The sequence below is a fragment of the Lysobacter sp. DMC104 genome, assembly GCF_056313665.1.
In genome coordinates this window covers 103,209-128,505 of the sequence record NZ_JBQUZW010000011.1, presented here as the reverse complement: position 1 = coordinate 128,505, position 25,297 = coordinate 103,209, and the positions used below count along the sequence as shown (strand labels likewise).

The following is a 25,297-nucleotide window of genomic DNA, read 5'->3' as shown; positions in this document are numbered from 1 at the left end:
CACCCCTCCCCCCCCCCCCCCCCCCCCCCCCCCCCCCCCCCCCCCCCCCCCCCCCCCTCTACCGGGGGCTCACCGCGCCGGCAGCATGAGTCCCACCCACAGGCCGCCGCCCTCGCGGTTCTGCAGCGAGATGCGGCCGCCGTGGGCTTCGATGATGTCGCGGCACAGCGCCAGGCCCAGTCCGGTGCCGTGGCGCTTGGTGGAATAGAACGGCAGCAGCGCCTGCGCCAGCACGGCATCGCTCATGCCGCTGCCGCGGTCGAGGATGTCGATGCGCCAGGCGTCGGGCTGGCGGCGCAGCCGCAGTTGCACGTCGCCGGGCGCCGAGCCCGATTCGTGCGCGTTCTTCACCAGGTTCAGCAGCGTCTGCTCGAACTGCGCGGCGTCGGCCTGGAACACGCCGTCGCCGTGCTGCCCGTCCCACGCGAATTCGACCTGGCTGCGCAGCTGCGCGAGGAAGCGCGACCACTCCAGCGACTGCAGCCGCGGCGCCGGCAGTTTCGCGAAGCGCGCGTAGTCGCGGATGAAACCTTCGAGGTGGCGTGCACGTTCCTCGATCGTCGCCAGCGCGTTCGGGATGCGTTCGAGCTGGCCGCGCTTCATCAGCTCGGCGCTTGAATGCGCGAGCGAGGCGATCGGCGCCAGCGAGTTGTTGAGTTCGTGGCTGATCACGCGGATCACCTTCTTCCACGTCTGCACTTCCTGCCGGCGCAGCTCGGCGGTGAGCTGGCGCAGCAGGATGAGTTCGTGCCGACGGCCGTTGAGCAGGAAGCCGCGGCGCGAGAGATGGAAGATGTCCTCGTTATCCTCGTCGCCAACCGCGAAGATGCCGTCGCCGTCGCGCTCGAACGCATCGCGCAGCGCCTGCGGCGTGCGCGCGAGCACGGCGTCGAAGGTCTGGCCTTCCAGTCGGCGGCCTTCGCCCAGCAGCTTGCGCGCGGCGAGGTTGCCCAGCACGACGCGGCCGGCGGGTTCCAGCAGTACCATCGCCACCGGCGTGTTCTGCACCATCGTGTCGAGCAGCAGTTCGCGCTGCACCAGCGACACGCGCTGTTCGCGCAGGGCATCGCCCAGCGCGTTGTGCGCGCCGACCAGTTCGACGAGGTCGCTGTACTTGTCCCAGGTGATGCCGAAACTGAAGTCGCCGTCGCGATAGCTGGCGACGGTACCGGCGAGCGCGCGGAACAGCGCGCGCATCGGCGACAGCGTGCGCCACAGCAGCATGGCGAGCAGCGCGCCGGCGACCAGCGCCGACAGCAACGCCGCGCCCCAGTCCGGCAGCCAGCGCGCCAGCACCGCCGTGCCGGCCGCCGCGAGCGCGACGCAGATCGCGCCCAGCATCATCAGGCGGATGGCCAGCGGCAGCATGCGGAGGATGTGCATGGCGGCGCGTGTCAGTCGCGGGCGATGCCGAGGCGTTCGATGCGGCGGTACAGCGCCTGCCGCGACATGCCGAGCTCCTGCGCGGCCTGCGCGAGCACGCCGCCGGCACGTGCGAGCGCGGCCTCGATCGTCGCGCGATCCGGCTCGACCGCGTCGCTCGTCGTCGAGGCCGGCGGCGGAGGCGGCAGTCCGAGATCGGCCGCGCCGATGCGCGTGCCGGACGCGAGCAACGCCGCGCGCTGGATGGTGTTGCGCAGTTCGCGCACGTTGCCCGGCCAGCGGTGCCCCAGCAATGCACGCTCGGCCGCGGCGTCGAGCGTGCGGCCTTCCGGCAGGAAATGCCGGGCCAGCGGCAGGATGTCGTCCGGACGCTGCGCCAGCGGCGGCAGTCGCAGCTCGATCGCGTTGAGCCGGTAAAAGAGATCCTCGCGGAACTGGCCGGACGCGATCAGCGCCGGCAGGTCGGCGTTGGTGGCGCTGACCACGCGCACCTTCACCTCGCGCTCGCGATTGCTGCCCAGGCGCTGGAAGCGTCCGGTCTCCAGCACGCGCAGCAGCTTCACCTGCCCGGCCAGCGGCAGCGTGCCGATCTCGTCGAGGAACAGCGTGCCGCCGTCGGCGGCCTCGAACTTGCCTTCGCGCGCGCGGTTCGCGCCGGTGTACGCGCCGGCCTCGGCGCCGAACAGTTCGGCTTCGATGAGATCCGCCGGCAGCGCGCCGCAGTTGAGCGCGACGAACGGGCCGTTCCGCACCGACGAATTCGCGTGGACGATCTCGGCCAGCCGCTCCTTGCCGCTGCCGTTGGGGCCGGTGACCAGCACCGGCAGATCCGATCGTGCGATCTGCCCGGCGAGTTGCAGCACCGAACCGGTGAGCGGATCGGCGTGCACGAAGCCGCGCAGGTCGAACGCCGACAGCGCCTCGCGCCGGCGACGGTCGCCGGCGTCGCGTCGCGCGAGCTGCTGCCGCGTCTGCGACAGCTCCAGCAGGTTGTTCACGGTCGCGACGAGGCGGCGATCGTCCCACGGTTTGGCGAGGTAGTCCGCGGCGCCGGCCTTCACCAGATCGACCGCGGAGCCGAGGTGCGTCCACGCCGTCAGCAGGATCACCGGCAGGTCGGGATGGCGCGCGCGGATCTCGCGGAACAGCGCTTCGCCTTCCGCACCCGAGGTGGTGTCGGCCTCGAAGTTCATGTCCTGCACCACGAGGTCGACAGGTGCTTCCTCCAGCGCGGTGAGCCCTTCGGCGGGCGTCGCCGCCGTGCGCGTGTCGATGTCGTGCAGCGAGAACAGCGTCTCCAGCGCAGTGGCGACCGCGGGGTTGTCGTCGATGACGAGGATCGTGGGCATGGCGGTAGCGTAGCGCGGAGCGGGGGACGCGTCAGCGGCCGGAGGTCAGACGTTGCGCGTCGCGACCGCCGGCGGCACCGCCGCGGCGCGGCGTGCGGGCCCGTACACCGCGATCTGCCCGAGCAGCCAGAGTGCGACGGCGCCGACCGGCAAGTACATCGCCGGCAGTCGCGGCAGCTCGTAGTGCGCCATCAACAGCTGGTTGATGCCGTACGCCATCAGCATGCCGATCGCGATGCCGATGCCCGCGAGCAGGAAGTTCTCGGTCTGGAAGTAGCGCAGCACCTGGCCGCGGGTGGCGCCCAGCGCGCGGCGCACGCCGATCTGCTTGGTGCGCTGCTGCACCCAGAAGCTGGCGAGGCCGACGATGCCCAACGCGGTCACCACCAGCAGCGCGACGATTACCGCCACCAGCAGCCACGCCATCGCACGGTCCTCGCGGAAGAAGTCGGCGCGCAGTTCGCTGAAGGTCTTGGTGTTGTCCTCCAGGATCAGCCGGCTGGGGCCGTTCTTCTCCAGCGCCTTCATCGCGGCCTTCATCACTTCGGCGCGGCGCGCGGGCTCGGTGCGCAGCACGTAGTTGCCGCCGACGTTGTACGGCGTGCGGATCGGCAGGATCATCGCGTACTCGCGCGCCACCATGCCGCCCATGTTGCTCGGGCGAACGAGGTGTTCGACCACGCCGAGGATCGGCAACGCCGTACCGCCGGTGTACATCGTCCGGCCGACGGCCTGTCCGCCCGGGAACAGGCGCTCGGCCATGGCGCGGGTGATGATCGCGCCCGGCACCTTGTTGCGGCCTTCGGAGGAATTGAAGGCGTCCCATTCGATGAACTCGCCCGGTGCGAACGCGCGGCCGGCGACTAGCTTCAGGCCGAAGGTGTCGATGAAACGATCCTCGGCCATGTACAGCGTCGCGTTGAGCGTCGGCGTCTGCTGGTCGGGCTTGGTCGAGATGCCGCTGTTCCATGACGAATTCACGAACGGCACCTGGTTGACGATGGTGGCGGACTTCACGCCGGGAAGCGCGCGCAGCACGGTCAGGTCGCTGCGCGTGCGCGCCGCGGCGTTGTCGTCGGCGCCGATGCCTGCGATCTGCACGCGGACCAGTTCGTCCTCGACGATGCCGCTGACTTCGTTGAGGCGTTCGAGCCGGCCGCTGATCAGGAACAGCGCGTTGCAGACGATGGCGCAGCTCAGTGCGATCTCCAGCACGATCAGCGCGGCGGCGGTCTTGTGGCGCGAGAGGGTGGACAGGATGGGACGGATATCCATGGGGTCTCCAGGGCCGCGGCCGCGCGGGCCGCGACGGGGGTCACTGCGACTTGAGCTGCATGGCGGGGACGACCTGCATCGCGCGCCACGCGGGCAGCACGCCGGCGAGCAGGCTCGCGAGCAGCGCGAGGCCGAAGGTGGCGAGCAGCATCGTCGGATCGAGGCGGGCAAGTTCGGCGTAGCTGCTGGGCTGCTGGCGCACCGCCCACAGGCCGAGCAACGCCAGGCCGAGGCCGAGCACGCCGCCGACCACGCCGATCAGGCCGGCCTCGACCACGCACTGCGCGAAGATCGCGCGGCGCGACGCGCCGAGTGCGCGTCGCACCCCGATCTCGCTGCTGCGGCGCAGGAACTTCGCGAGCAGCAGGCCGATGGTGTTGACCACGCACACCAGCAGGAAGCCGAACGCCAGCCACACCTGGAGGCGCACGTCGCCCGGGACGACCTTGTTGTAGTCCAGCCAGTCCATCAGGTTGCGCAGGCGCACGTTGGTCGGACGCTGGAAGCGTCCGGCGGCGCGCTGCTGGTCGGAATAGTTGCGCAGGTAGGCCTGGTAGGCCGCGACCTTCTGCGGCGAATCGAGCTCGACCCAGTACTGGATCCACACGCAGGGTGCGTTCACGCCGGTCTCGGTGCCGTTGGCGTCGCCCCAGCAGTCCATGCTGCCGTTGCGGTCCATGTCGAGGTCGCGCGAAGTCGAGAACGGCAGGAAGATCTGTTCGAGCGCGCCGAAGCGGTCGCTGTTCATGTCGTAGAACTTCGGTGTCGGCCGCCACTCGTCCAGCACGCCGACGACGCGGAAGTCGGTCTTGTCCAGGCGCACGGTGCTGCCGACGCTGTTCGCGCCGCCGAAGAGTTTCTCGTTGAGCGCCTTGGAGATCACCGCCACGCGCGCATGGCCATCGTCCTGCGCCGCGGTCCAGCCGGCGCCATGCAGGAACGGCATGTCGAACATCGGGAAGATGTCGGCGCTGGTGTAGCGCGCGTCGGCGTAGAACGGCAGCGTGCCGCTGCGGGTCGGGGTGATCACGGTGCCGCCGCCGGTCATCATCGCCTGGCGGTCGCCGCGTTTCTCGCGCAGCAGCGTTTCGGCGTCGTAGCGGGTGAGCTGCTCGGGCGGTTCGTCGCCGGGCTTGTAGCCGTCGCGCGACTGCGGCTCCATTTGCGGATAGAACAGCGTCGCGCTCTTCTGCGGGATCGGGTCGCCCGACAGCACGTGGAACACGGTGAGCGTGGTCATGCTCGCGCCGATGCCCAGCGCGATCGCCAGCACCATCAGCGCAGTCAGCGCCCTGTGCCGGCGGAAGCTGCGCCAGGCGAGGGACAGGTAGTAACCGAACATGGCGGCGTCCTCAGGCGGAAGCGGTCTGGGTGGCGGCCACGCGCACCAGGCCGGGCTCGCGCTGCAGGTCGGTGGCCATGCCGTCGACGATGTGCACGTTGCGCTGCGCGCGCGCGGCGAGTTCCGGGTCGTGGGTCACCATCACGATGGTGGTGCCCTGGCCGTTGATCTCCTCCAGCAGCTCCATCACGCTGCGCGCCATCTGCGAATCGAGGTTGCCGGTGGGTTCGTCGGCGAGCAGCAGGCGCGGGCTGCCCGCCAGTGCGCGCGCGATCGCGGCGCGCTGCTGCTGGCCGCCCGAGAGTTCGGCCGGATAGTGCTTCATGCGCGAGCCCAGGCCGACGCGGGTCAACGCGTCCTCGATCCGCGAGCGCCGCTCCGACGCGGCCATGCCGCGATAGCGCAGCGGCACGTCGACGTTGTCGAACAGGTTGAGGTCGGGGATCAGGTTGAAGCTCTGGAAGATGAAGCCGATCTTGCGGTTGCGCAGCCGCGAGCGGGCATCGTCGCCGAGCCGGCTGACGTCCTCGCCATCGAGCAGATACGTACCGCCGGTGAAGTCCTCCAGCAGCCCCGCGATGTTGAGGAAGGTGGTCTTGCCCGAGCCCGACGGTCCGGTGACGGCAACGAATTCGCCTTCCTTCACTTCGAGGTCGAGCGATCGCAGCGCGTGGGTTTCCACCAGTTCGGTGCGGTAGACCTTGGTGACGCCTTGCATGTGCAGCATGGGGAACTCCGGGGAAAGGGCGCGCGGATCGATGCGCGACGGTGATGCGGCAGGGGAGGGTGTGCGGTTCAGCCGCCGATGCGGAAGTGCGCGGGCAGCGCCGGCGCGGGGGTGAAGCTGCCGGCGCGATGCGGGCGGTGGTGTTCGGCATCGTTGGCCGACGGCGCAAACACGACCGTGCGCAGCGGCGGCGGGCGCAGCCGCAGCATCGCGTCGGTCAGCGCGTCGGCGTCCCAGTGCAGGACGAAGGGGAGGGTGTCGGGGGACGGGGTGGACATGGTCATTCTCCGGAGATGCGGATGCGTTCGGCGTCGCCGAACTGGTCGCTGCCGGAGACCACGATGCGGTCGCCGGGCTGGACGCCGTCGAGGATCTCGACGGCGGAGAGGCTGCTGACGCCGGTGTGCACCGGGCGCTTGACGGCGGTGCTGCCGTCCATGACCCAGGCGATGGCGCCGCCGCCCTGTTCCACGAACGGGCCGCGTTCGACCATCAGCACGTTGCGGCGCGTGTCGAGCACGATCCGCGCGCTCAGGCGCTGGTTCTGGCGCAGGCCGGGTGGCTGCGTGCCCTTGAAGCGCAGGCGGGCCGCCACTTCGCCGTTCACGACTTCCGGCGACACCGCCGAGATCGCGGCCGGGAAGGTGCCGCTGCTGCCGGTGACTTCGGCGGGAATGCCCATGCCGAGGTCGCGGGCGAAGCTTTCCGGCACCTTGATCTCGACTTCGAATTCGGAGAGATCGACGACGCTGAGCACGGCGGCGTTCGCGGCGACGTTGGCGCGCTGCGCGACCAGCACCTGGCCGACCTGGCCGTCGAACGGCGCGCGCAGCGACAGCGCATCGACCTGGCGCTGCAACTCGGCGACCACGGCGCGCTGGCGATCGGCCTGCAGCCGCTTGTTGCGGCTGTCGAGCCCGGCGCCCCGGCCCTGCAGCGTGAATTCCTGCTGCGCAGCGGCCAGCGCGAGTTCCGATTTCTTCAGCGTGTCCTGCGCGCGGGCGACGTCGATCTGGGCGACGGCGCCGCCGTCGAACGCGCGCTTGTTGCGCTCCAGGTCGCGCGCGGCGGCGGTGCGGTCCACGCTCGCCTGGTCCAGCAGCTTGCGCGCGTTGGCGCGGGTGAGCGCGCCGTCGAGCTCGGCGCGCGAGGCTTCCGCTTCCAGCCCGGCCAGCGTGGCTTCTTCCTGCGCGAGGCGGCTGCGCAGCTCGGGGCTGTCGATCTCGGCCAGCACCTGGTCCTTCTTCACGGTGTCGCCGGCGACCACGCGCAGGGTGACGGTTCCGCCGGAGATGGCGTAGAGCGTCGGGCTGTTCGCCGAGATCACCCGGCCCTCGGCCGACAGGTCGCGGACGAGATCGCCGCGGCGCACTTCGGCGATGCGCACGCGCTCGGCGTCGACCGAGCGGCTGCCGCCGCGCCAAGCGACGACGACGGCCGTGGTCGCGATGACGATGCCCGCGACGACGACGAGGATCGTCCGCCGACGGCGGCGGGTCTGGCCGGTGGCGGAAAGGGCGCGGTCCTGGGCGGCGGTGTCGCGAATGCTCATGGCGTGTCGGGCAGTGTGTTCACGCCATGGAACGCAAGCCGCGTGCCAATCGCAACCGATTGATCCGGATGGGTTTTCCACGCGAACGGGACTGTCCGCGGGCTGTCCGGACGCGTCCGCGCGGACGCTTGTCCGGGGTTTCGCCGTTACACTAGCCGCGCCCCGGACGCGCCGCCCGGCGATCCGTTCCGAACCCCGAGAGGTCTGCAGAATCCATGTGTGGCATTGTCGGCGCGATCGCGGATCGCGATGTGGTCCCCGTGCTGGTCGAAGGTCTGAAACGTCTGGAGTACCGCGGCTACGACTCCGCCGGCATCGCCGTCGTCGGTGACGCCGACGAAGGTCGCGACGTCCGCCGCGTGCGCCGCACCGGCCGTGTTGCCGAAATGGCGAACGCCGCCGCCACCGAGGGCTTCTCCGCCCGCCTCGGCATCGGCCACACCCGCTGGGCCACGCACGGCGGCGTCACCGAAGGCAACGCCCATCCGCACATCAGCCAGGGCGTGGCGCTGGTGCACAACGGCATCATCGAGAACCACGAGGCGCAGCGCGAACGCCTGCGTGCGCTGGGTTACGTATTCGAGTCGCAGACCGACACCGAAGTCATTGCGCACCTCATCCACCACTACCTGTCGCAGGGCGACGACCTGCTCGCCGCGCTGCAGCGCGCGGTGAAGGAGCTCGACGGCGCCTACGCGCTGGCGGTGATCAGCCGCGACGATCCCGCGCGCATGGTCTGCGCGCGCATGGGCTGCCCGCTGCTGATCGGCCTGGGCGAGGGCGAGAACTTCATCGCTTCCGACGTTTCCGCGATCGTGCAGGCCACGCGCCGCGTGATCTTCCTGGAAGAGGGCGACACCGCCGAAGTGACCCGCGAAGGTGTGCGCGTGTTCGACGCGCACGATGGCGAAGTGAAGCGCGACTCCTTCGTCTCCGGCGTGTCGCTGGCGTCGCTGGAGCTGGGGCCTTACCGGCACTTCATGCAGAAGGAGATCCACGAGCAGCCGCGCGCCATCGCCGACACGATCGAGGCAATCGTCGACCGCGGCGCGTTCGCGCCCGAGCTGTTCGGCGCCGACGCCGAAGCGATCCTGCGCGACATCTCCGGGCTGCAGATCCTCGCCTGCGGCACCAGTTACTACGCCGGCCTGACCGCGCGCTACTGGTTCGAGGCCATGACCGGCCTGCCGTGCACGGTCGAGATCGCCAGCGAATACCGCTACCGCAAGGTCGTCGCCGACCCGCGCCAGCTGGTCGCCACCATCTCGCAGTCGGGCGAAACCCTCGACACGATGGAAGCGCTGAAGTACGCGAAGTCGTTGGGCCACGAGCGCACGCTGTCGATCTGCAACGTGCCCGAGAGCGCGATCCCGCGCGCCAGCAAGCTCGTGTTCTACACCCGCGCCGGTGCCGAGATCGGCGTGGCGTCGACCAAGGCGTTCACCACGCAGCTCGTCGCGCTGTTCGCGCTGGCGGCGACCGTCGCGAAGCTGCACGGCCGCCTGTCCGCGGACGAGGAAGCCGCGCTGATCGAGGACCTGCGACACCTGCCCGGCAGCGTGCAGCATGCGCTGAACCTCGAGCCGCAGGTCGCGGTGTGGTCGGAACGCTTCGCGCCGAAGCAGCACGCGCTGTTCCTCGGCCGCGGCATCCACTATCCGATCGCGCTCGAAGGCGCCTTGAAGCTCAAGGAAATCTCGTACATCCACGCCGAGGCCTATCCTGCGGGCGAGCTCAAGCACGGGCCGCTGGCGCTGGTCGACGCGGCCATGCCGGTGGTGGTGATCGCGCCCAACGACAGCCTGCTGGAGAAGGTGAAGTCCAACATCCAGGAAGTGCGCGCCCGCGGCGGCGAGATGTACGTCTTCACCGATGCCGACAGCCACTTCAGCGAATCCGAAGGTGTGCACGTGATCCGCACGCCGCGCCATGTCGGCACGCTGTCGCCGATCGTGCATGCGATCCCGGTGCAGTTGCTTGCCTACCACGCCGCCCTCGCGCGCGGCACCGACGTCGACAAGCCGCGCAACCTCGCGAAGGCCGTGACGGTGGAGTGAGGCGCGACGCGGGCGCGACCTGCGCTCGCGTCGTCGTTCCGGGTCGCCGTTCCGATCGCGCAAAAAAATGACCCCGGCGCGAGGCCGGGGTCGAAGACGATGCCGGGGCGTTCACCGGGGACGGAGGTCCCCCGGCATCGCGTGTCGCACGCTTACGGCGAGATCGTCGCCTTGAGGCTCACGCCCGAGTACGCGGCGTAGGCGCGGACGCCGACGTAGTACGTGCCCGCGGTCGGCGCATTGAAGGTGCAGGTCTCGGCGTTGCCGGTGGTGTAGGGACGGCAGTTGTACGACGTGGTGGTCGGCGCGCTGCCGATCCGCACATACAGGTCCGCGTCGCCGGTGCCGCCGGAGATGTTGAACACCACGCTGGTCTTCCCGGCCGGGACGGCGATCGTGTAGATCGGCGACCACGACCCGGTCGCGACCGACGGCAGGGCCACGGCCGTGCCGCTGCACAGCACGGTGCCGCCGCAGGTGCCGCCGCCGCCGGAGACCGTCACCGAGACCGTCTTGGTGCTGCTCAGGCCGCCGGTGTCGGTGACCGTTTCGCTGACCGAGTAGGTGCCGGCCGCCGCGTAGGTGTGGCTCGGGTTGGTCGCGGTGGAGGTCGCGCCGTCGCCGAAGGTCCAGCTGTGGGTGCTGATGTTGTTGTCGGCGTCGGTGGACGTGTCGGTGAAGGTCGCGGTCAGGCCGCTGGAGGTGGTGGTGAAGTTCGCCACCGGCGCGGAGTTGGTGCTGCCGCCGGTCACGATCGCGTGCGAGATGGCGCACGAATTCGTGTCGTTCGACCAGCTGGCCTGCTGGGCGAAGGTGCCGGTGCTGAAGGCGACGTTGGCGGCGCCGCCGGCGGAACCCGCGGCGATCCAGGCACATTCGTCCGAGTTCTCGTAGCCGCTGTTGGCGGTCCAGCCGCCGGCCGGGAACTGGTCGGACATCATTTCGTGCCACTCGTGGCCGAGCGTCATCGTGTAGCCGTCGAGCTTGCCGGCGGTGCCCGAGTTCACGAAGTTGGTGCCGCAGGACGTGCCGACGTCGATGTTGTACGGCTGGTTGCTGAAGGCCAGCGGGCCGTAGGTGGTCGGCGTGGAGATGCCCGGGTCGCCGACGTAGTCGTGCCACGCGCAGTAGCCGTTGGTCGGGCTCTTGTAGTTGTCCGGGTTGGTGCCGGTCGGCGAGAGGATCACGTAGTAGGTGTAGCGGTTCGACGCGGCCGTGGTGTTGCCGAAGTGCGCGGCGGCCTTGTTGGCCTCGGCGGCCAGCTGCGCGGCGGTGGCGCTGGTCGGCGACGCGGCCGAGTTGTCGTACCACACGCCGGCCAGCACGTTCTGCTGGTACGGGATGCGCGCGATGGTGCCCGTCGACGGGCAGCTGCTGGCGCCGGTGGCGACGCCGGGGCCGTCGCACCACTGGGTCAGTTCGGCCGACCACAGTTCACCGTTGGTGCCGATGCCCTTGAACATCTTCTGCGCGGCGGGGCCGGCGCCTGCGGCGTCGTTGCTGAAGTTGAGGTAGCCGTTGGCGTCGGTGGTGGAGGTGCCCCACTGGCTGCCGTAGAAGACCAGGTAGACCTTGGACTGGCCGCTGAGCACGCCGACGCCGCCGGTGCCGCCGCGGTAGTACAGCGTGTTGGTCGAGGTGGCCTTGCCGATGATCGAACGGACCTGCCACTGCTTCATCGCCGCCTGGAGTTCGCGGGTCGGCACCGCGCCGTGGCGGTAGGCGTGCTGGTAGGCGGGCGCGTACGGGTTGCGTTCCGGCTGCGCGGGGGCGGCAACCGTGGAGAACGCGCTGGCACACAGGGCCGTCGCCGTCGCGGCGAGCGCGCCCTGCGACAGGAGCCGGGGGATGAACCGGTTTCGTTTCGTGGACATCGCGGGTCGTCTTCCTTCTGGAGGTGGGTGTGGTGCTGCGGATCAGGGCGATAGCGGAGACACGACGCGGTCGCGGGCAACGGCGCATGCGCACGGGCCGCACTTCACCGCGCATCGCGTGGACGCGAAGCGGGCGGAGTGGCGATTCGGCGATGCGCCGGGCATTCCATGCGAGCGCAGATCGAGGCTAGCAACGCGATCTGCGCCGCTCAATTCGCCGCGGGGAGGGATTCGGTGCCCGTGCGCGTTTCACGCAGGACGCAAACGAGAATTCTTCTCGTGGGCGCCGGATTCGTAGACTCGCCACGTCGATCGGCGCCGGCTCGGTACAGGAAACTGGATTTCCCGCGCGCGAACGAGAAAGATTACGGTTCGGTAATTCGGCGCTTAATGTTGTCCTAATGATGCGTGGAACCCCTGAAAAACAGCGGGAAAAACCGGTTTTTCCGGTGTTTACGGCGAGATGGCGTCCGGTGCGTCGCAGCACGGCCCGCCGCGGGGTTGCGCGGACGTCGGCGGTTTCGCGCCAAGATGGCCGCGCCTGAACGCCACGCCGAGGCCATGCGCAAGATCCTCCACATCGACATGGACGCCTTCTACGCGTCGGTGGAACAGCGCGACGATCCGTCGCTGCGCGGCCGGCCGGTGGTGGTCGCCTGGCGCGGCGAGCGTTCGGTGGTATGCGCGGCCTCGTACGAAGCGCGCACCTTCGGCGTGCGCTCGGCGATGCCGGCGATCCGCGCCGAGCGGCTCTGTCCCGACGCGGTGTTCGTGCCGCCGGATTTCGTGCGCTACAAGGCGGTGTCGCGGCAGGTGCGCGAGATCTTCGCGCGCCACACCGACCTGATCGAACCGCTGTCGCTGGACGAGGCCTACCTCGATGTCACCGTGCCGAAGGGCGGCCAGGCCACCGCCACCGAGGTCGCGCAGGCGATCCGCGCGCAGATCCGCGAGGAGACGCAGCTCACCGCGTCCGCCGGCGTGGCGCCGAACAAGTTCCTGGCGAAGATCGCCTCCGACTGGCGCAAGCCCGACGGCCTGTTCGTGATCCGCCCGCACCAGGTGTTCGATTTCCTCACGCCGCTGCCGGTGGGCTGCATCCCCGGCGTGGGCAAGGTCGCGCAGCAGCGGCTGGAAGCGCTGGGCGTGAAGACCGTCGGCGACCTGCGCAACGTCGATATCGCGGTGCTGCACGAGGCCTTCGGCAGTTTCGGCGTGCGCCTGCACGAGCGCGCGCAGGGCATCGACGAGCGCCCGGTCGAACCCGACCAGCCGGTGCAGTCGATCTCGTCGGAAGACACGTTCCCGCGCGATGTCCTGCTCGACGAGATCGAACCGATGATCCGCACGCTCGCCGAGAAGACGTGGGCCGCATCGCGCAAGACCGAGCGCGTGGGGCGCACGGTGGTGCTGAAGCTGAAGACCGCGCAGTTCCGCATCCTCACCCGCAGCCACACGCCGGAAGCGCCGCCGGCGTCGCTGGAACAGTTCACCGCGATCGCGCTGTCGCTGCGCGATCGCGTCGAGCTGCCGCCGCAGACGCGCTATCGCCTCGTCGGCGTGGGGCTGGGCAATTTCCGCGATCGCGAGACGCTGCTGCCGCCGCAGGCAGCGCTGTTTCCCGAGGCCTGATCGCCCTGCTTCGGTAGAGCGGAGCGCAGCTCCGCTGCCCCCTTTCCGGCGCCGGGGCAGCGGAGCTTTGCTCCGCTCTACGAGGCGCTTGCGGTGGCGTCGCGATCAGGTCGCCGGCTTCTTCCACGCCTTCGCCAGCGCGACGGCCTTCGCGGCGTCGATGCGGCCATGGCCGAAGCGGTTGGAGTGGCCGTTGGCCTTGTACGCGGATGCGGGGCCGATCTTCTTCGCGCTGGCGATGAGGATTCCGCGCACGTCGTCGGGCGTCATCTCCGGCTTCAGCGACAGGATCAGCGCGCAGAGGCCGGCGACCAGTGGCGTGGCCGACGAGGTGCCGCCGAACTCGCTGGCGAACAGCCCGTCGGCGCCGCCGGCTGCGGCCGCGCCGATGTTGAAGCCGCGGCCCGGCGTGGACACGTCGGTGGTGAAGATGCCGCGGGTGCCGCCGTTCGACGGCGCGACCACGCAGACCTGCGCGCCGGTGTTGGAGTACCAGGCGAGATCGTCGGCATCGGTGGATGCACCGATCGCCATCGCATTGGGATCGGAGGCCGGGTAGTCGACCTGCTTGCGCTCGTCGTTGCCGGTGGCGCAGACCACGACCGCGCCGCGGCCCTTGCGCCCGATCGCGCGCGCGTCGCGCAGCGCGAACTCGATGTCGGGGCTCTTCGCGCCGCCCCACGAGCACGAGATCACGTCGGCGAAATGTGCGGCGTAGCGGATCGCGTCGGCGACGCGGCTGTCGCTGGCGAGGTCGTCGGCATGGAACACCTTCACCGGCAGCAGTCGGCAGTTCGGCGCCAGCCCGTAGGCCTTCGGGCCGCGGCCCACGGCCACGCCCGCGCAGCAGGTGCCGTGGATGTCGTTGCCGGCCATTTCCTCGAACGGCGCGCGGAAGCGCTTCGGCCGCGGATTGAAGTGGTCGGCGTCGTCGTCGGGCAGGTAGAAATCGCGGCCGCACAGATCGCGCGGTTCGTCGGGATCGGGGTTGCGCAGCACGTTCGCGCGCAGTTCCGGATGCTCGACGTCGATGCCATCGTCCAGCACGGCAATCACCACGTCGCGCTTGCCGCGGGTGAGCTTCCACGCCTGCGTCGCGCCGACCAGCTTCAGGTGCCACTGCTTCGCCGACGGCGTGCCGGCCGCCGCGGGCGCGCTGCGGCGGTACTGCGAGATGAAATCCGGTGCCGCGAACGCGACTTCGTCCAGCGTCGACAGCTTCGCGGCCAGTCGCACCAGCGCTTCGCCCGGATGCAGTTTCATGTCGTCGCTCAGCGTCACCTGGTCGGGCGCGAGCGGATTCTCGGCGAACAGGCGCAGCCCGCTGTCGCGGATGATCGCGTTGCGCACCTTCTGCGGCGTGCCGGGCTTGAAGCGCAGCACGACCTGCTTGTAGAGGATGCGCATCAGCTGCGTCTCGCGATCGAGGTACGCGCTGATGGTCTTGCGTTCCAGCACGTCGCCCAGCGCGCGCGTGGCGGCCTTCGCGCGCACGGCGGTGCGCGTGGCCGCGGCGGACGGACGCGCGGGTGCCGGCGCGGGCACCGGTGCGTGCGAGGGCAACTGGAAGAAGGCCTGCGCAGCGCGCATCACCCGTGCCGTGGCCATGGCGGCGGTGGGCGTGCCGGAGAGCTGCGCGACGGTGGTGCCGTCGATGGCTTCCAGCGTCAACGGCAGCGGTTGCAGGTCGATCCAGGCGCCGTCGGCCATGCGCATGCCCAGGTCGGCGCGGGGGGCGGTTTCGACGACGGCCGGGGTGGCGGTGGCGTCGGCATCGGGCAATACGGCCATGGGGGCGTCCTCACATCCTGTGGCTGGGGGCAGCGGTGCGGGCGGCGTGCGCGGCGCGGGCCGCGGCGGTCACGTCCGGGTGAACGCGCTTTCCGCATCGAACCAGACGGCCTCGACCTGGTCGTCGCGCTCGATCCGGCCGCTCACGTCGGGCAGGAACACATCGCTGCCGGCGGCAGGACGGAACAGCGCCTGCTGGCGCGTGAACTTGGTCCTGCCGACCAGCTCCAGAGCGTAATGCGAGGCGATCTCACGCAATGCGTCTTCGCTGGCGTCGTTGCCGAATCGCAGCGAGAGCAGGCCGGTCGGGTAGCGCGGGCGGCCGGCGTCGTCGACCAGCGCCGGCAGCACCACGTAGGCATCGCCCAGCAGCCGGTGCAGGCTGGTCCAGCCGGCGCGCACGCTGCGGGGCCGGCGCTTGAGCCGCACCAGCCAGCCCGGCGTCGGCCCGGCGAGGGGCTCCACCTGCGCCTTGTCGGCGAGGCGTTCGGCCGGATCGGGCATCGACCCGCGCGCGGCCTTCTTCGCGGGCACGGTGGCGGCCGCGGGCCTGACCACGAAGAGGCCGGGGCTGAGTTGTTCGGACGGAGTCGGCATGGCGGTTGCCGGAGCGGGACGGCGGAGGGCGCGATTTCTGGACGGGCGTCGTGGAAACGATACGCCAAAACCATGACGGGCGAGGCCATGACGCCCGTCTTGCCGCCGTCCGGCCCGGGCGGGGATCCGCGCCCGGGCCGTCGGTCGCCGGGATCAATGGCCCGGATCAGCGGCCCGGATCGAAGCGGACCGCCACCGTCCAGGTCCGGCCGGCCTGGTTGTAGTAGGCCGCGGTTTCGTAGCGGCGATCGAACACATTGGCGACACCGGCCTGCAGCGTCCACGCGTCGGCGAGGCGGTACTCGGCGCGCACATCGAGCGTGGCGAAGCCGCCGAGGCGACGGCTGTTGGCCACGTCGTCCCAGCGCGCGCCCTCGGCCACGCCGGTCACGCCCACGCGCACGGCACCGAAGGCGCGGTCGACGTCCAGCCGCGCAGTCTCGCGGGCGCGGCGCGGCAGGTCCTTGCCGCGGTTGGTGCCGGCGGCGCGGTTCTCGGGATCCAGCCAACTGGCGGCGCCAGCGACGTTCCAGCCGTACAGCGTGCCGTCGGCGCGCAGCTCGGCGCCGCGCAGGCGGGCTTCGTCGATGTTGTTGGGCAGCCCCAGCGAGGCGTCGTAGGCGATCAGGTCGTCCACGCGGGTCTCGAACGCATCGAGATGCACGCCGATGGCGTCGCCGCGCCACGCCAGCCCGGCCTCGGCCGTGCGCGAGGCTTCCGGACGCAGCGCCGGGTTGCCGAAGAACGGGTAGTACAGCTCGTTGAAGGTCGGCGCCTTGAACGCGGTGCCGTAGCCCGCGGTCACGCGCCAGCCGTCGCCGAAGCCCAGGCCCCACGCGGCGTTGCCGGTGGTCTTGCCGCCGAACTGGTCGTTGTCGTCGCGGCGCAGCGCGAGCTGCACGTCGTGCTTGCCGAAGCGGCCCTGGTACTGCGCGAACGCCGCGCGATCGCCGCGGCGGCGGTCGTCGTAGTCGGTGTCGCTGCTGACGCGATCGCGCAGCCAGTCGGCGCCGACGGTGATCGTCTGGCCTTCGGCCGGCACGAGGTCGGCCTGCACCGACGCGGTGTCGCGGCGGCCGGAAAAGAAGCCGTTCGGCGCATCGCCGAGGAAGTTGTCGGAACTGTCCTTGTTGCTGCCGGCGGACACGGTCAGCGTGAACGCATCGCTCGCCTTCCACTGCAATTGCGCGCCGACCGCCTGCTGCACGATGTCGGAGTTGTCGACGAAACTGCCGTCGTAGTCGTTGTGGCCGCTGACGTGCAGCGCGTGCGCCTGCAGCGTGACGGCGTCGCCGATCGTGACGCCGCCGCGCACCGACACCGCGCGGTTCTCGTAACCGTCGCGGTCGGTCTGGCCGTCGACGAAGCAGCCGGCGAACACCGGGAATCCCGCGCCGCGGCAGGCGTCGATGCCGTCGGTCGTCACCAGCCCGGCGTCGAATCCGAACCAGCCGCGGTCGTTGCCGCCGCCGAAGCCGAGGCCGCCTTCGCGGCGGCCGTGGCTGCCGGCACCGGCGTGGAAGCGGAACGTCGCCGCGCCCTGGTCGCGACGGGTGAAGATCTGGATCACGCCGCCGATGGCGTCGGAGCCGTACAGGCTGGAGCGCGGGCCGCGGACGATCTCGATGCGGTCGATCAGCGCGATCGGCAGGTCCTGGAACGAGGCCAGGCCCGACGTCGCCGAGCCGATGCGCACGCCGTCGACCAGCACCAGCACGTGGTCGGATTCGGCACCGCGCACGAACAGCGTGCTGAGCTTGCCTTCGCCGCCCTGGTTGCTGAGGTTGATGCCGGCGCGGCCGCGCAGCAGTTGGCCGAGCGAGGCGGCCTGGCTGCGCTGGATCGCGTCGCGGTCGATCACTTCGACCGGCGCCAGCGCGGCGTCGGCGGTGACCGCCGTGCGCGTGGCGGTGACGACGACCGTGTCGAGCGCATCGGCATCATGGCCGGCGTCGGCGGAAAAGGCGGAAGGGGAGAACAGCGCGGCCGGGATGGCCAGCGCCAGCGTGATCTTGCGGAAAGACATTCGGGACTCCATCGCGCGCACCCGCGCGGCGAGACATCAGGCGGGAAGTCGCGAACGGAGGACAGGCTGCGAGCGGCGGACCGCGCAGGCGCGGGCGGCGACATCGCCGCGACGCCCTCCGCATCGCAACCGTGTGGACTTCGTGGCCGGTCTCCGGACTCGCGCGCGAACGGACGGAACCGTTCGGTCGTCGCGCCTTCCCGTGGAGACCACAGTGGCGGATGCGACGATTTGACGCGCTTACCGTTGCGGGGGCAGTGCCGGGATCGTTCCGGACATGTGCCGGAACCCACCGGCTTCCCGTTTCAATCCGGTGGCGAATACCACCGCCGGATCACCGCGAAGCGCGCGCAGTGTAGCCGATCGCCCCGAGCCGGGGGCGGGCAGGCGGCTCAGTCGCCGCTGTCGGGCTCGTCGAACAGGCGGAAGGCCGGGGCGGCCTCCTCGCGGGCGGTGTGCGTGGTGGTCACCGGCGATGCGACCGGGCGGCCACGCGGTGGCGGCAGCAGGGCGATGGCGGCGTCGGCGGCGACCAGCAGTTCGCTGCGGCGTTCGGCCGGGACTTCCTGCCAGTGGCAGTCCATCAGCGCACCTTCCAGTGCATACAGCAGATTGAGGCTGGGCTTGAAGCCCGCGCGCTTGACGCGCATGAAGGCTTCCAGCGCGCCGATCGCGCGCAGGTCTTCTTCGGTGCGCAGGCCGACCTGGCGCAGCCATGCCGCGCTTTTCGGACCGATGTTGCGGAGTTTGATGGACGTCGCCATGGGCGGTTGGGATCGCGAAGTGAAATCGTGGCGTCGCGGCTCAACCGTCCGTGCGCAGACTGCGCACGAACAGCGCCGCGATCGTTTCGAGCCCTGCCTGATCTTCAACGCCGAATCGGTCCGGAACCGGACTGTCCAGATCGAACACGCCGACCAGTGCGCCGTCGTGCACCAGCGGCACCACCAGCTCCGAACGCGAGGCGGCATCGCAGGCGATGTGGCCCGGGAACGCATGCACGTCCGCGATGCGCTGGGTCTGCCGCGTCCGTGCCGCCGCGCCGCACACGCCCTTGTCGAGCGGGATGCGCACGCAGGCGGGCAGGCCCTGGAACGGACCGACCACCAGTTCGGTGCCGTCGAAGAAGTAGAAGCCGACCCAGTTGAGGTCGGGCAGCGCGTGGTACACCAGCGACGACAGGTTCGCCGCGTTGGCGATGCGATCGTGTTCGCCCGCGAGCAGGGCGTCCGCCTGTGCGGCGAGCTGGGCGTACTGTTCCGGCTTGTCGCCGGTGAGCGGAATGGCGGCGAAACTCATGCCCGCAGTGTAACAGCGCCGCCGTGGCGCCTTACCATGCCCTTCCGCGCGGCCGCACCGCGCCGTCCACGCATGGATTCCCGACGATGACCGCATCGCCGCCCGACTTCCGCAGCCTCTACGTCACCGGTACCGACACCGGCGTGGGCAAGACCGTGGCCAGCGTCGCGCTGCTGCACGCCTGGCGTGCGCGCGGCCTGCGCGCGACCGGCATGAAACCGATCGCGAGCGGCTGCGAGGCCACGCCCGACGGCTGGCGCAACGACGACGCCCTGCGCCTGCAGGCCGCCAGCGATCCGCGCCCGGCCTACGGCGACGTGAATCCCTGGGCGTTGCCCGCGCCGACCGCGCCTGCGCTCGCCGCCCGCGCGGTCGGCACGGCCATCACGCCGGCGCCGATCCTCGCCGCCCACGCACGGCTTGCCGCTCGGGCCGACTGCGTGCTGGTGGAAGGCGTCGGCGGTTGGGATGCGCCGCTGGACGAGGCGTTCTCGCAAGCCGACCTGGTACGCGCGCTGTCGTTGCCGGTGGTGCTGGTCGTCGGCCTGCGCCTGGGTTGCCTCAACCACGCCGCGCTGACTGCGCGCGCGATCGCCGCCGACGGCTGCACGCTCGCGGGCTGGATCGTGTCGGAGATCGAAGCCGACACCCCGTTCCGCGCGGAGAACCTCGACTGGCTCGAACGCCATCTGCCGGTGCCGTGCTGGGGCATGCTGCCGTTCCGCGCGGATGCGGCGAGCGTGCCGAACGCACTGCAGGCGCTGCGGCCGACGTCGCCATAGACGGGCGCGATCATGCGGTGTGCATGACGCGTCGCCCATCACTTCCGGCACGGCGACAGCGCTGCCACGCGCGTTAGACTGGCCGCCGATCCTGTGTCCTGTGAGGTCGCCCATGCGCCTTCGACGTCCTTCGGTGTTGCTGGCGCTGGCCTGCACCCTCGCGCTCGCAGCCTGCGGCGACAAGTCCGCGGAGGGCCAGGCCGGCGAAGGCGGTGGTCCGCCCGGTGGCGAGATGCCGCTCGCGGTCGAAGCGATCACCGTCACCCCGCAGCCGCTGTCCGCCGGCCTGCAGACCGTCGGCAGCCTGCGCGCGGACGAATCGGTGTCGGTGCGCGCGGAAGTGCCGGCGCGCATCACCCGCATCCATTTCGAGGAAGGCGGACACGTCGTGCTCGGGCAGGTGCTGTTCACGCTCGACGCCAGCCTGCCGGAGGCCGCGCTGAAGGAAGCGCTGGCGAACCTCGAGAACAGCCGCCGCGCCGCCGCGCGCAGCAAGGAACTGCTGGCCGCCAAGCTGGTCGCGCAGGCCGACCACGACAAGGCGCGCGCCGCGCTCGGCGTCGACGAGGCGCGGGTGAATTCGGCGCGCGCCACGCTGGCGAAGTACACGATCCGCGCGCCGTTCGCGGGCCAGGTCGGCTTGCGCAACGTCAGCGTCGGCGCGTTCGTCACCGCGGGCCAGGAGCTGATCACGCTGGTGCGCATCGATCCGATCGAGGTCGATTTCAGCGTGCCCGAGCGTGCGCTGGCGCAGCTCTCGCGCGGGCAGGCGATCCAGATCGACGTCGATGCCTTCCCGGGCGACCGCTTCGGCGGCCGCGTGCTGGCGATCGATCCCAGCATCGACGCCAACACCCGCAGCGTGAAGCTGCGCGCGCAGATCGGCAATCCCGATGGCCGCCTGCGTCCGGGCCAGTTCGCGCGCCTGAAGCTCGAATCCGCCGGCGATGCGCAGGCGCTGCTGGTGCCCGAGCAGGCACTGATGCAGGAAGGCGACACCCGCTTCGTCTACACCGTCGTCGGTGGCAAGGCGAAGAAGACCGTGGTGAAGACCGGCGCGCGCGTGCCGGGCAAGGTCGAGGTGGTGGAAGGCCTGCAGCCCGGCGCGGTGGTGATCACCGCCGGCCAGGCCAAGCCGATGATGCACGACGGCGTGGGCGTGACGGTGCTGCCGGCGGACGGCGCCGCGAAACCCGACGCAGCGAAGCCCGAGGCGGCGCCCGCGCCGGCCGCGAAACAGGGCGGTTGAGCCATGACGCTCTCCGACCTTTCGATCCGGCGGCCGGTCTTCGCGACGGTCATCAACCTCGTCGTGCTGCTGGTCGGCCTGATCGCCTACCAGCGCCTGCCGGTGCGCCTGATCCCCAAGGTCGACGAGCCGGTCATCACCGTCAACACCACGTATCCCGGCGCCAGCGCGCAGGTGATCGAATCGCAGATCACCCAGCCGATCGAGGACGCGCTGTCGGGCGTGGAAGGCATCCAGTACATCCAGTCGGTCAGCCGCGAACAGTCCAGCCAGGTCACGATCCGCTTCCGCCTGGATCGCGATCCCGACGGCGCCGCGTCCGACGTGCGCGACCGCGTCGGCCAGGCCCGCGACTTCCTGCCCGAGGAAGCGCGCGAGCCGATCGTGCAGAAGCAGGAAGCCGACGCGCAGCCGATCATCTATCTCGCCTTCTCCTCGCCGCGGCATTCGCAGGTGGAACTGGCCGACCTCGCCGAGCGGTTGGTGAAGGATCGCGTGCAGACCATTCCCGGCGTCGCCCAGGCGCAGGTGTTCAGCCCGACCTATGCGATGCGCGTGTGGCTGCAGCCCCAGCGGCTGGCCGGCTTCGACCTCACGTCCGCCGACGTCGAGGCCGCGTTGCGTGCGCAGAACGTCGAGATCCCGGCCGGCCGCGTCGAAGGCCGCGCGCGCGAGTTCACGGTGCTGTCCGAGACCGACCTGAAGACGCCGGAGGAATTCGGCGCGATCGTGCTGCGCAACGACGGCCAGAACCTCGTGCGCCTGCGCGATGTCGCCAAGGTCGAACTCGGCGCGCAGGAAACCCGTTTCCGTGCCCGCTACAACGGCCAGGACGCGGTGCCGCTGGGCATCGTCAAGCAGGCGGTCGCCAATCCGCTGGAGATCTCCACGGCGCTGAAGGCGATGATCCCCGAGATCCAGCGCACGCTGCCCGAGGGCGTGAAGGTCGACATCGCCTACGACTCCACCATCTTCATCGAGAAATCCATCGACGAGGTCTACAAGACCGTCGGCGAGGCGATCGCGCTGGTGGTGCTGGTGATCTTCCTGTTCCTGCGCAGCGGTCGCGCCACGCTGATCCCGCTGGTGACGATCCCGGTGTCGCTGGTCGGCGCGTTCGCGCTGATGTACGCCTTCGGCTTCACCATCAACACGCTGACGCTGCTGGCGATGGTGTTGGCGATCGGCCTGGTCGTCGACGACGCCATCGTGATGCTGGAGAACATCTACCGCCACGTCGAGGACGGCATGCCGCCGTTCGAGGCGGCGCTCAAGGGCAGCAAGGAAATTGGCTTTGCCATCGTCGCGATGACGCTGACGCTGGCGGCCGTCTACTTGCCGCTGGCGTTCTCCACCGGGCGCACCGGCAAGCTGTTCGTGGAGTTCGCGCTGACCCTCGCCGGCGCGGTGCTGGTGTCCGGATTCACCGCGCTGACGCTGTCACCGATGATGTCGTCGAAGCTGCTGCGCCACCAGGACAAGCCGGGGCGGTTCTACCTCGCCGGCGAACGCGCGCTCGCCGCCGTCGACCGCGGCTACCGCGGCCTGCTCGAACGCCTGCTGGCCTGGCGCTGGATCGTGGTCGGCGCGGCCGTCGCGGTGTTCGCCGCCGCCGCGCTCCTGTGGACGGGCCTGCCGCGCGAACTCGCGCCGCAGGAAGACCAGGGCTTCATCATCGGCTTCGGCATCGCGCCGGAAGGCTCGACCGTCGAGTACACCGACAAGTACGCCAAGCAGATGGAAGCGCAGTTCCGGCAGTTGCCCGACCTGCAGCGGCAGTTCCAGATCGTGGGGTTCCCGTCGATCACCACCACGATCGGCTTCGTGATGCTGAAGGACTGGGAGCAGCGCAAGGTCTCGACCCAGGAAGTGCAGGGCCAGCTGTTCCCGCAGTTCATGGGCATCCCCGGGATCATGGCGTTCCCGACGCTGCCGCCGCCGCTGGGGCAGGACGACTTCGGCCAGCCGGTGAGCTTCGTCGTGCAGAGCACCGGCACCTGGGACGAACTGGGCGACACCGTGCAGAAGCTGATGGCGAAGATGCGCGAGAACCCCAACCTGACCAATCCCGACAGCGATCTCAAGCTCGACAAGCCGCAGCTGAAGATCGATGTCGATCGCGACAAGGTCGCCGCCGTGGGCAGCGACGTGGCGACGGTGGGCCATACGCTGGAGACGATGCTCGGCGGGCGCAACGTCACCCGCTTCAAGCGCGGCTCCGAGCAGTACGACGTGATCGTGCAGGTCGAGGACGCCGACCGCCGCACGCCGGGCGACCTGGACAACATCTTCGTGCGCGCCGGCGACGGCCAGATGGTGCAGTTGTCGAATCTGGTCGGCGTGCGCGAAACCGTGGCGGCGAAGGAACTCAACCACTTCAACAAGCTGCGTTCGGCGACGATCAGCGCGGGCCTGGCGCCTGGTTATTCGATGGGCGAGGCGCTGTCGTGGATGGAGTCGGCGCTGAAGGAGGTCGCGCCCGACGCGCAGTACGACCTGTCCGGGCAGAGCCGCGAGTTCCGCGAATCCGCCGGCGATTTCGGCCTGATCTTCGCGCTGGCGATCGCCTTCATCTTCCTGGTGCTGGCCGCGCAGTTCGAGAGCTGGGTCGACCCGCTGGTGATCCTGCTGGCGGTACCTCTCGCGATGTTCGGCGCGTTCCTCGCGCTGAAGCTCACCGGCGGCAGCTGGAACATCTATTCGCAGATCGGCGTGGTGACGCTGGTCGGCCTGATCGCGAAGCACGGCATCCTGATCGTCGAATTCGCCAACCAGTTGCAGGAGCAGGGGCGGACCAAGCTGGAGGCCGTCATCGACGCCGCGGCGCTGCGCCTGCGTCCGATCCTGATGACCACCGGTGCGATGGTGCTGGGTGCGCTGCCGCTGGCGCTGGCCGCCGGCGCCGGCGCCGAGGCGCGCAACCAGATCGGCTGGGTGATCGTCGGCGGCATGGGCATCGGCACCGTCTTCACGCTGTTCGTGGTGCCGGTGATGTACCTGCTGATCGGTCGCGACCACCACCGCCGGCAGGCCGAAGCGCAGGCCGCGGCCGCACATCCCGCCGCCGGCTGAGGCCGCGGCCGGCCTGAACGTCGCGGCCGGACGGCGGGCAAGAAAAAACCCGGTCGCGGGTGCGACCGGGTCGAAAGAGAGAGACAACAGGCGCCGGGGAGGGAGCGGCGCCTTGCCCGCGCTGGATCAGCGGGCCTTGCGGGCGGCCGAAGCGGCCTTGACCACCTTCTCGACGTCCGCCTGCGCGGTGGCGGCGGCGGTCTCGAACTGCGACTTCGCGATCTGGGCGATGGCTTCGTTGGTCTTCAGCGTGCGGCCGAAGGCTTCCTGGCCGGCGCCGATGCTGCGCTCGACGGTCTCGCGGGCGATCTGGGCGCCTTTCGGCCACGCGGCCTTCAGGCCGTCGAAGTCGCGGACATCGGCCAGCTCGCCCCAGAAGGCGAAGGTGGCGTTCATGTTCTCTTCGATGGCGGCGAGCTGCAGGCCGAAGACGGCCTCGGTGTTCTCGAGCGCCAGACGGCCGACCTGCGCGGTGGTGTCCGCGAACTGGCGGGCCGACTTGGCGAACTGATCGTTGAACTGCGGATACATGACAGAACTCCTGGGCGGGATGCCGGCAGGAAGTGCCGGTTTGTGCAGTGCAACATAGGCCCAGCTTTGCTGCATTGCAACATGAGCCCGACGAACGGCATCGCCCCTGTTCAGGATTTCACGGAGAATCAACGGGTTGCGACGATTTTCCGGCCTTTCCGGCCGATCCCGACCGGTTTTCAGCCGCGGTGGCGGCAGCCGGAGGTGCAGGTTTCGTGGACCACGACCTCGCTCAGCAGCGGCAGATCGGGCTTCAGCCGCTCCCAGATCCACACCGCCAGCCGTTCGCTGGTCGGGTTGTCCAGGCCTTCGATCTCGTTGAGGTAGTGGTGGTCCAGCTGCTCGTACAGGGGCTTGAACGCGGCCTTGATGTCGGCGAAGTCCATCACCCAGCCGGTCTGCGGGTCGATCTCGCCGGAGACGTGGATCTCCACCCGGAACGAATGGCCATGCAGCCGCGCGCACTTGTGGCCCGGCGGCACGTGGGGCAGCCGATGCGCGGCTTCGAGCGTGAAGACCTTGAAGATGTCCATGGCGGGATCCTCGGACGGAGGCCGGAAACGAAAAGACCCGCCTGCCGGCGGGTCCTTGGTCGCGCCCGGGGGCGGACGGAAAGCGGTGGTGGCTATGGGTGGACTCGAACCACCGACCCCAGCATTATGAGTGCTGTGCTCTAACCGGCTGAGCTACATAGCCACGAAGCCGGTTATTGTCCGTGCCGCGCGGACGCCCGTCAACCACTGCCATGTGCGGATGACG

20 protein-coding genes, 1 tRNA gene and 1 riboswitch are annotated in these 25,297 nt (G+C 70.1%); of the genes, 5 read left to right on the top strand and 16 right to left on the bottom strand.

What is annotated here, in order from left to right:
• Window positions 1-69: 69 nt before the first annotated feature.
• The 7 genes from ACT53R_RS14750 to ACT53R_RS14720 all read right to left on the bottom strand — a co-directional run bounded on the left by ACT53R_RS14750 (window position 70) and on the right by ACT53R_RS14720 (window position 7,628).
• Window positions 70-1,383: a sensor histidine kinase gene (locus tag ACT53R_RS14750; RefSeq protein ID WP_476172654.1), complete on the bottom strand. Its 1,314-nt coding sequence runs from the start codon at window positions 1,381-1,383 to the stop codon at window positions 70-72.
• An 11-nt stretch (window positions 1,384-1,394) separates the two neighbouring features.
• Entirely contained in the window at window positions 1,395-2,732 is a 1,338-nt protein-coding gene (locus tag ACT53R_RS14745; RefSeq protein ID WP_476172653.1) for a sigma-54-dependent transcriptional regulator, read from the bottom strand.
• Between the two features lie 45 nt (window positions 2,733-2,777).
• Window positions 2,778-4,007, bottom strand: coding sequence for an ABC transporter permease (locus tag ACT53R_RS14740; protein ID WP_476172652.1), 1,230 nt, complete (start codon window positions 4,005-4,007; stop codon window positions 2,778-2,780).
• 40 nt (window positions 4,008-4,047) lie between these two features.
• Window positions 4,048-5,349 (bottom strand): ABC transporter permease, encoded by a 1,302-nt coding sequence (locus ACT53R_RS14735; protein WP_476172651.1) that lies wholly within the window; start codon window positions 5,347-5,349, stop codon window positions 4,048-4,050.
• A gap of 10 nt (window positions 5,350-5,359) precedes the next feature.
• On the bottom strand, window positions 5,360-6,076 hold the full coding sequence (locus ACT53R_RS14730) for an ABC transporter ATP-binding protein (RefSeq protein ID WP_476172650.1): 717 nt from the start codon (window positions 6,074-6,076) through the stop codon (window positions 5,360-5,362).
• Window positions 6,077-6,144: 68 nt separating this feature from the next.
• Window positions 6,145-6,354: a hypothetical protein gene (locus ACT53R_RS14725; protein ID WP_476172649.1), complete on the bottom strand. Its 210-nt coding sequence runs from the start codon at window positions 6,352-6,354 to the stop codon at window positions 6,145-6,147.
• A 2-nt stretch (window positions 6,355-6,356) separates the two neighbouring features.
• Complete coding sequence (locus ACT53R_RS14720) at window positions 6,357-7,628, bottom strand: efflux RND transporter periplasmic adaptor subunit (protein WP_476172648.1); 1,272 nt, start codon at window positions 7,626-7,628, stop codon at window positions 6,357-6,359.
• 215 nt (window positions 7,629-7,843) lie between these two features.
• On the opposite strand from ACT53R_RS14720, the gene glmS reads away from it, so the two are divergent.
• Window positions 7,844-9,685, top strand: a complete 1,842-nt coding sequence (gene glmS / locus ACT53R_RS14715) for a glutamine--fructose-6-phosphate transaminase (isomerizing) (RefSeq protein ID WP_476172647.1) — start codon at window positions 7,844-7,846, stop codon at window positions 9,683-9,685.
• A 152-nt stretch (window positions 9,686-9,837) separates the two neighbouring features.
• Here glmS and ACT53R_RS14710 read toward each other — a convergent pair whose 3' ends face one another.
• Window positions 9,838-11,559 (bottom strand): pre-peptidase C-terminal domain-containing protein, encoded by a 1,722-nt coding sequence (locus ACT53R_RS14710; RefSeq protein WP_476172646.1) that lies wholly within the window; start codon window positions 11,557-11,559, stop codon window positions 9,838-9,840.
• A 561-nt stretch (window positions 11,560-12,120) separates the two neighbouring features.
• On the opposite strand from ACT53R_RS14710, the gene dinB reads away from it, so the two are divergent.
• A complete protein-coding gene (gene dinB / locus ACT53R_RS14705; RefSeq protein WP_476172722.1) occupies window positions 12,121-13,191 on the top strand; it encodes a DNA polymerase IV in 1,071 nt (356 codons plus the stop codon).
• 105 nt (window positions 13,192-13,296) lie between these two features.
• Here dinB and ACT53R_RS14700 read toward each other — a convergent pair whose 3' ends face one another.
• The 5 genes from ACT53R_RS14700 to ACT53R_RS14680 form a co-directional block, all read right to left on the bottom strand.
• Complete coding sequence (locus ACT53R_RS14700) at window positions 13,297-14,982, bottom strand: S8 family serine peptidase (RefSeq protein ID WP_476172645.1); 1,686 nt, start codon at window positions 14,980-14,982, stop codon at window positions 13,297-13,299.
• 69 nt (window positions 14,983-15,051) lie between these two features.
• On the bottom strand, window positions 15,052-15,579 hold the full coding sequence (locus ACT53R_RS14695; protein WP_476172644.1) for a hypothetical protein: 528 nt from the start codon (window positions 15,577-15,579) through the stop codon (window positions 15,052-15,054).
• A gap of 166 nt (window positions 15,580-15,745) precedes the next feature.
• Window positions 15,746-17,605, bottom strand: a complete 1,860-nt coding sequence (gene btuB, locus ACT53R_RS14690) for a TonB-dependent vitamin B12 receptor (RefSeq protein WP_476172643.1) — start codon at window positions 17,603-17,605, stop codon at window positions 15,746-15,748.
• A gap of 127 nt (window positions 17,606-17,732) precedes the next feature.
• Window positions 17,733-17,962: riboswitch (cobalamin riboswitch) on the bottom strand.
• Between the two features lie 35 nt (window positions 17,963-17,997).
• Window positions 17,998-18,369 (bottom strand): TfoX/Sxy family protein, encoded by a 372-nt coding sequence (locus ACT53R_RS14685; RefSeq protein WP_476172642.1) that lies wholly within the window; start codon window positions 18,367-18,369, stop codon window positions 17,998-18,000.
• A gap of 40 nt (window positions 18,370-18,409) precedes the next feature.
• Entirely contained in the window at window positions 18,410-18,904 is a 495-nt protein-coding gene (locus ACT53R_RS14680; RefSeq protein ID WP_476172641.1) for a GAF domain-containing protein, read from the bottom strand.
• Window positions 18,905-18,990: 86 nt separating this feature from the next.
• On the opposite strand from ACT53R_RS14680, the gene bioD reads away from it, so the two are divergent.
• The 3 genes from bioD to ACT53R_RS14665 all read left to right on the top strand — a co-directional run bounded on the left by bioD (window position 18,991) and on the right by ACT53R_RS14665 (window position 24,007).
• Complete coding sequence (bioD, locus tag ACT53R_RS14675) at window positions 18,991-19,686, top strand: dethiobiotin synthase (protein ID WP_476172640.1); 696 nt, start codon at window positions 18,991-18,993, stop codon at window positions 19,684-19,686.
• A 112-nt stretch (window positions 19,687-19,798) separates the two neighbouring features.
• Complete coding sequence (locus ACT53R_RS14670) at window positions 19,799-20,935, top strand: efflux RND transporter periplasmic adaptor subunit (protein WP_476172639.1); 1,137 nt, start codon at window positions 19,799-19,801, stop codon at window positions 20,933-20,935.
• 3 nt (window positions 20,936-20,938) lie between these two features.
• Window positions 20,939-24,007 carry an efflux RND transporter permease subunit gene (locus ACT53R_RS14665; protein WP_476172638.1) on the top strand — a complete coding sequence of 1,023 codons (3,069 nt, stop codon included), beginning with the start codon at window positions 20,939-20,941 and terminating at the stop codon, window positions 24,005-24,007.
• 126 nt (window positions 24,008-24,133) lie between these two features.
• Here ACT53R_RS14665 and ACT53R_RS14660 read toward each other — a convergent pair whose 3' ends face one another.
• From ACT53R_RS14660 to ACT53R_RS14650, 3 genes are all read right to left on the bottom strand, one after another.
• Window positions 24,134-24,538 (bottom strand): phasin family protein, encoded by a 405-nt coding sequence (locus ACT53R_RS14660; RefSeq protein WP_476172637.1) that lies wholly within the window; start codon window positions 24,536-24,538, stop codon window positions 24,134-24,136.
• A 179-nt stretch (window positions 24,539-24,717) separates the two neighbouring features.
• A complete protein-coding gene (gene queD, locus ACT53R_RS14655; RefSeq protein ID WP_476172636.1) occupies window positions 24,718-25,071 on the bottom strand; it encodes a 6-carboxytetrahydropterin synthase QueD in 354 nt (117 codons plus the stop codon).
• A gap of 86 nt (window positions 25,072-25,157) precedes the next feature.
• A tRNA-Met gene (locus ACT53R_RS14650) sits at window positions 25,158-25,234 on the bottom strand.
• Window positions 25,235-25,297: the final 63 nt, after the last annotated feature.

Excerpts from the sequence above, each read along its gene's own strand:
- ACT53R_RS14750 (WP_476172654.1), bottom strand. The coding sequence starts at position 1,383 with ATGCACATCCTCCGCATGCTGCCGCTGGCCATCCGCCTGATGATGCTG.
- ACT53R_RS14745 (WP_476172653.1), bottom strand. The coding sequence starts at position 2,732 with ATGCCCACGATCCTCGTCATCGACGACAACCCCGCGGTCGCCACTGCG.
- ACT53R_RS14740 (WP_476172652.1), bottom strand. The coding sequence starts at position 4,007 with ATGGATATCCGTCCCATCCTGTCCACCCTCTCGCGCCACAAGACCGCC.
- ACT53R_RS14735 (WP_476172651.1), bottom strand. The coding sequence starts at position 5,349 with ATGTTCGGTTACTACCTGTCCCTCGCCTGGCGCAGCTTCCGCCGGCAC.
- ACT53R_RS14730 (WP_476172650.1), bottom strand. The coding sequence starts at position 6,076 with ATGCTGCACATGCAAGGCGTCACCAAGGTCTACCGCACCGAACTGGTG.
- ACT53R_RS14725 (WP_476172649.1), bottom strand. The coding sequence starts at position 6,354 with ATGTCCACCCCGTCCCCCGACACCCTCCCCTTCGTCCTGCACTGGGAC.
- ACT53R_RS14720 (WP_476172648.1), bottom strand. The coding sequence starts at position 7,628 with ATGAGCATTCGCGACACCGCCGCCCAGGACCGCGCCCTTTCCGCCACC.
- glmS (WP_476172647.1), top strand. The coding sequence starts at position 7,844 with ATGTGTGGCATTGTCGGCGCGATCGCGGATCGCGATGTGGTCCCCGTG.
- ACT53R_RS14710 (WP_476172646.1), bottom strand. The coding sequence starts at position 11,559 with ATGTCCACGAAACGAAACCGGTTCATCCCCCGGCTCCTGTCGCAGGGC.
- dinB (WP_476172722.1), top strand. The coding sequence starts at position 12,121 with ATGCGCAAGATCCTCCACATCGACATGGACGCCTTCTACGCGTCGGTG.
- ACT53R_RS14700 (WP_476172645.1), bottom strand. The coding sequence starts at position 14,982 with ATGGCCGTATTGCCCGATGCCGACGCCACCGCCACCCCGGCCGTCGTC.
- ACT53R_RS14695 (WP_476172644.1), bottom strand. The coding sequence starts at position 15,579 with ATGCCGACTCCGTCCGAACAACTCAGCCCCGGCCTCTTCGTGGTCAGG.
- btuB (WP_476172643.1), bottom strand. The coding sequence starts at position 17,605 with ATGTCTTTCCGCAAGATCACGCTGGCGCTGGCCATCCCGGCCGCGCTG.
- ACT53R_RS14685 (WP_476172642.1), bottom strand. The coding sequence starts at position 18,369 with ATGGCGACGTCCATCAAACTCCGCAACATCGGTCCGAAAAGCGCGGCA.
- ACT53R_RS14680 (WP_476172641.1), bottom strand. The coding sequence starts at position 18,904 with ATGAGTTTCGCCGCCATTCCGCTCACCGGCGACAAGCCGGAACAGTAC.
- bioD (WP_476172640.1), top strand. The coding sequence starts at position 18,991 with ATGACCGCATCGCCGCCCGACTTCCGCAGCCTCTACGTCACCGGTACC.
- ACT53R_RS14670 (WP_476172639.1), top strand. The coding sequence starts at position 19,799 with ATGCGCCTTCGACGTCCTTCGGTGTTGCTGGCGCTGGCCTGCACCCTC.
- ACT53R_RS14665 (WP_476172638.1), top strand. The coding sequence starts at position 20,939 with ATGACGCTCTCCGACCTTTCGATCCGGCGGCCGGTCTTCGCGACGGTC.
- ACT53R_RS14660 (WP_476172637.1), bottom strand. The coding sequence starts at position 24,538 with ATGTATCCGCAGTTCAACGATCAGTTCGCCAAGTCGGCCCGCCAGTTC.
- queD (WP_476172636.1), bottom strand. The coding sequence starts at position 25,071 with ATGGACATCTTCAAGGTCTTCACGCTCGAAGCCGCGCATCGGCTGCCC.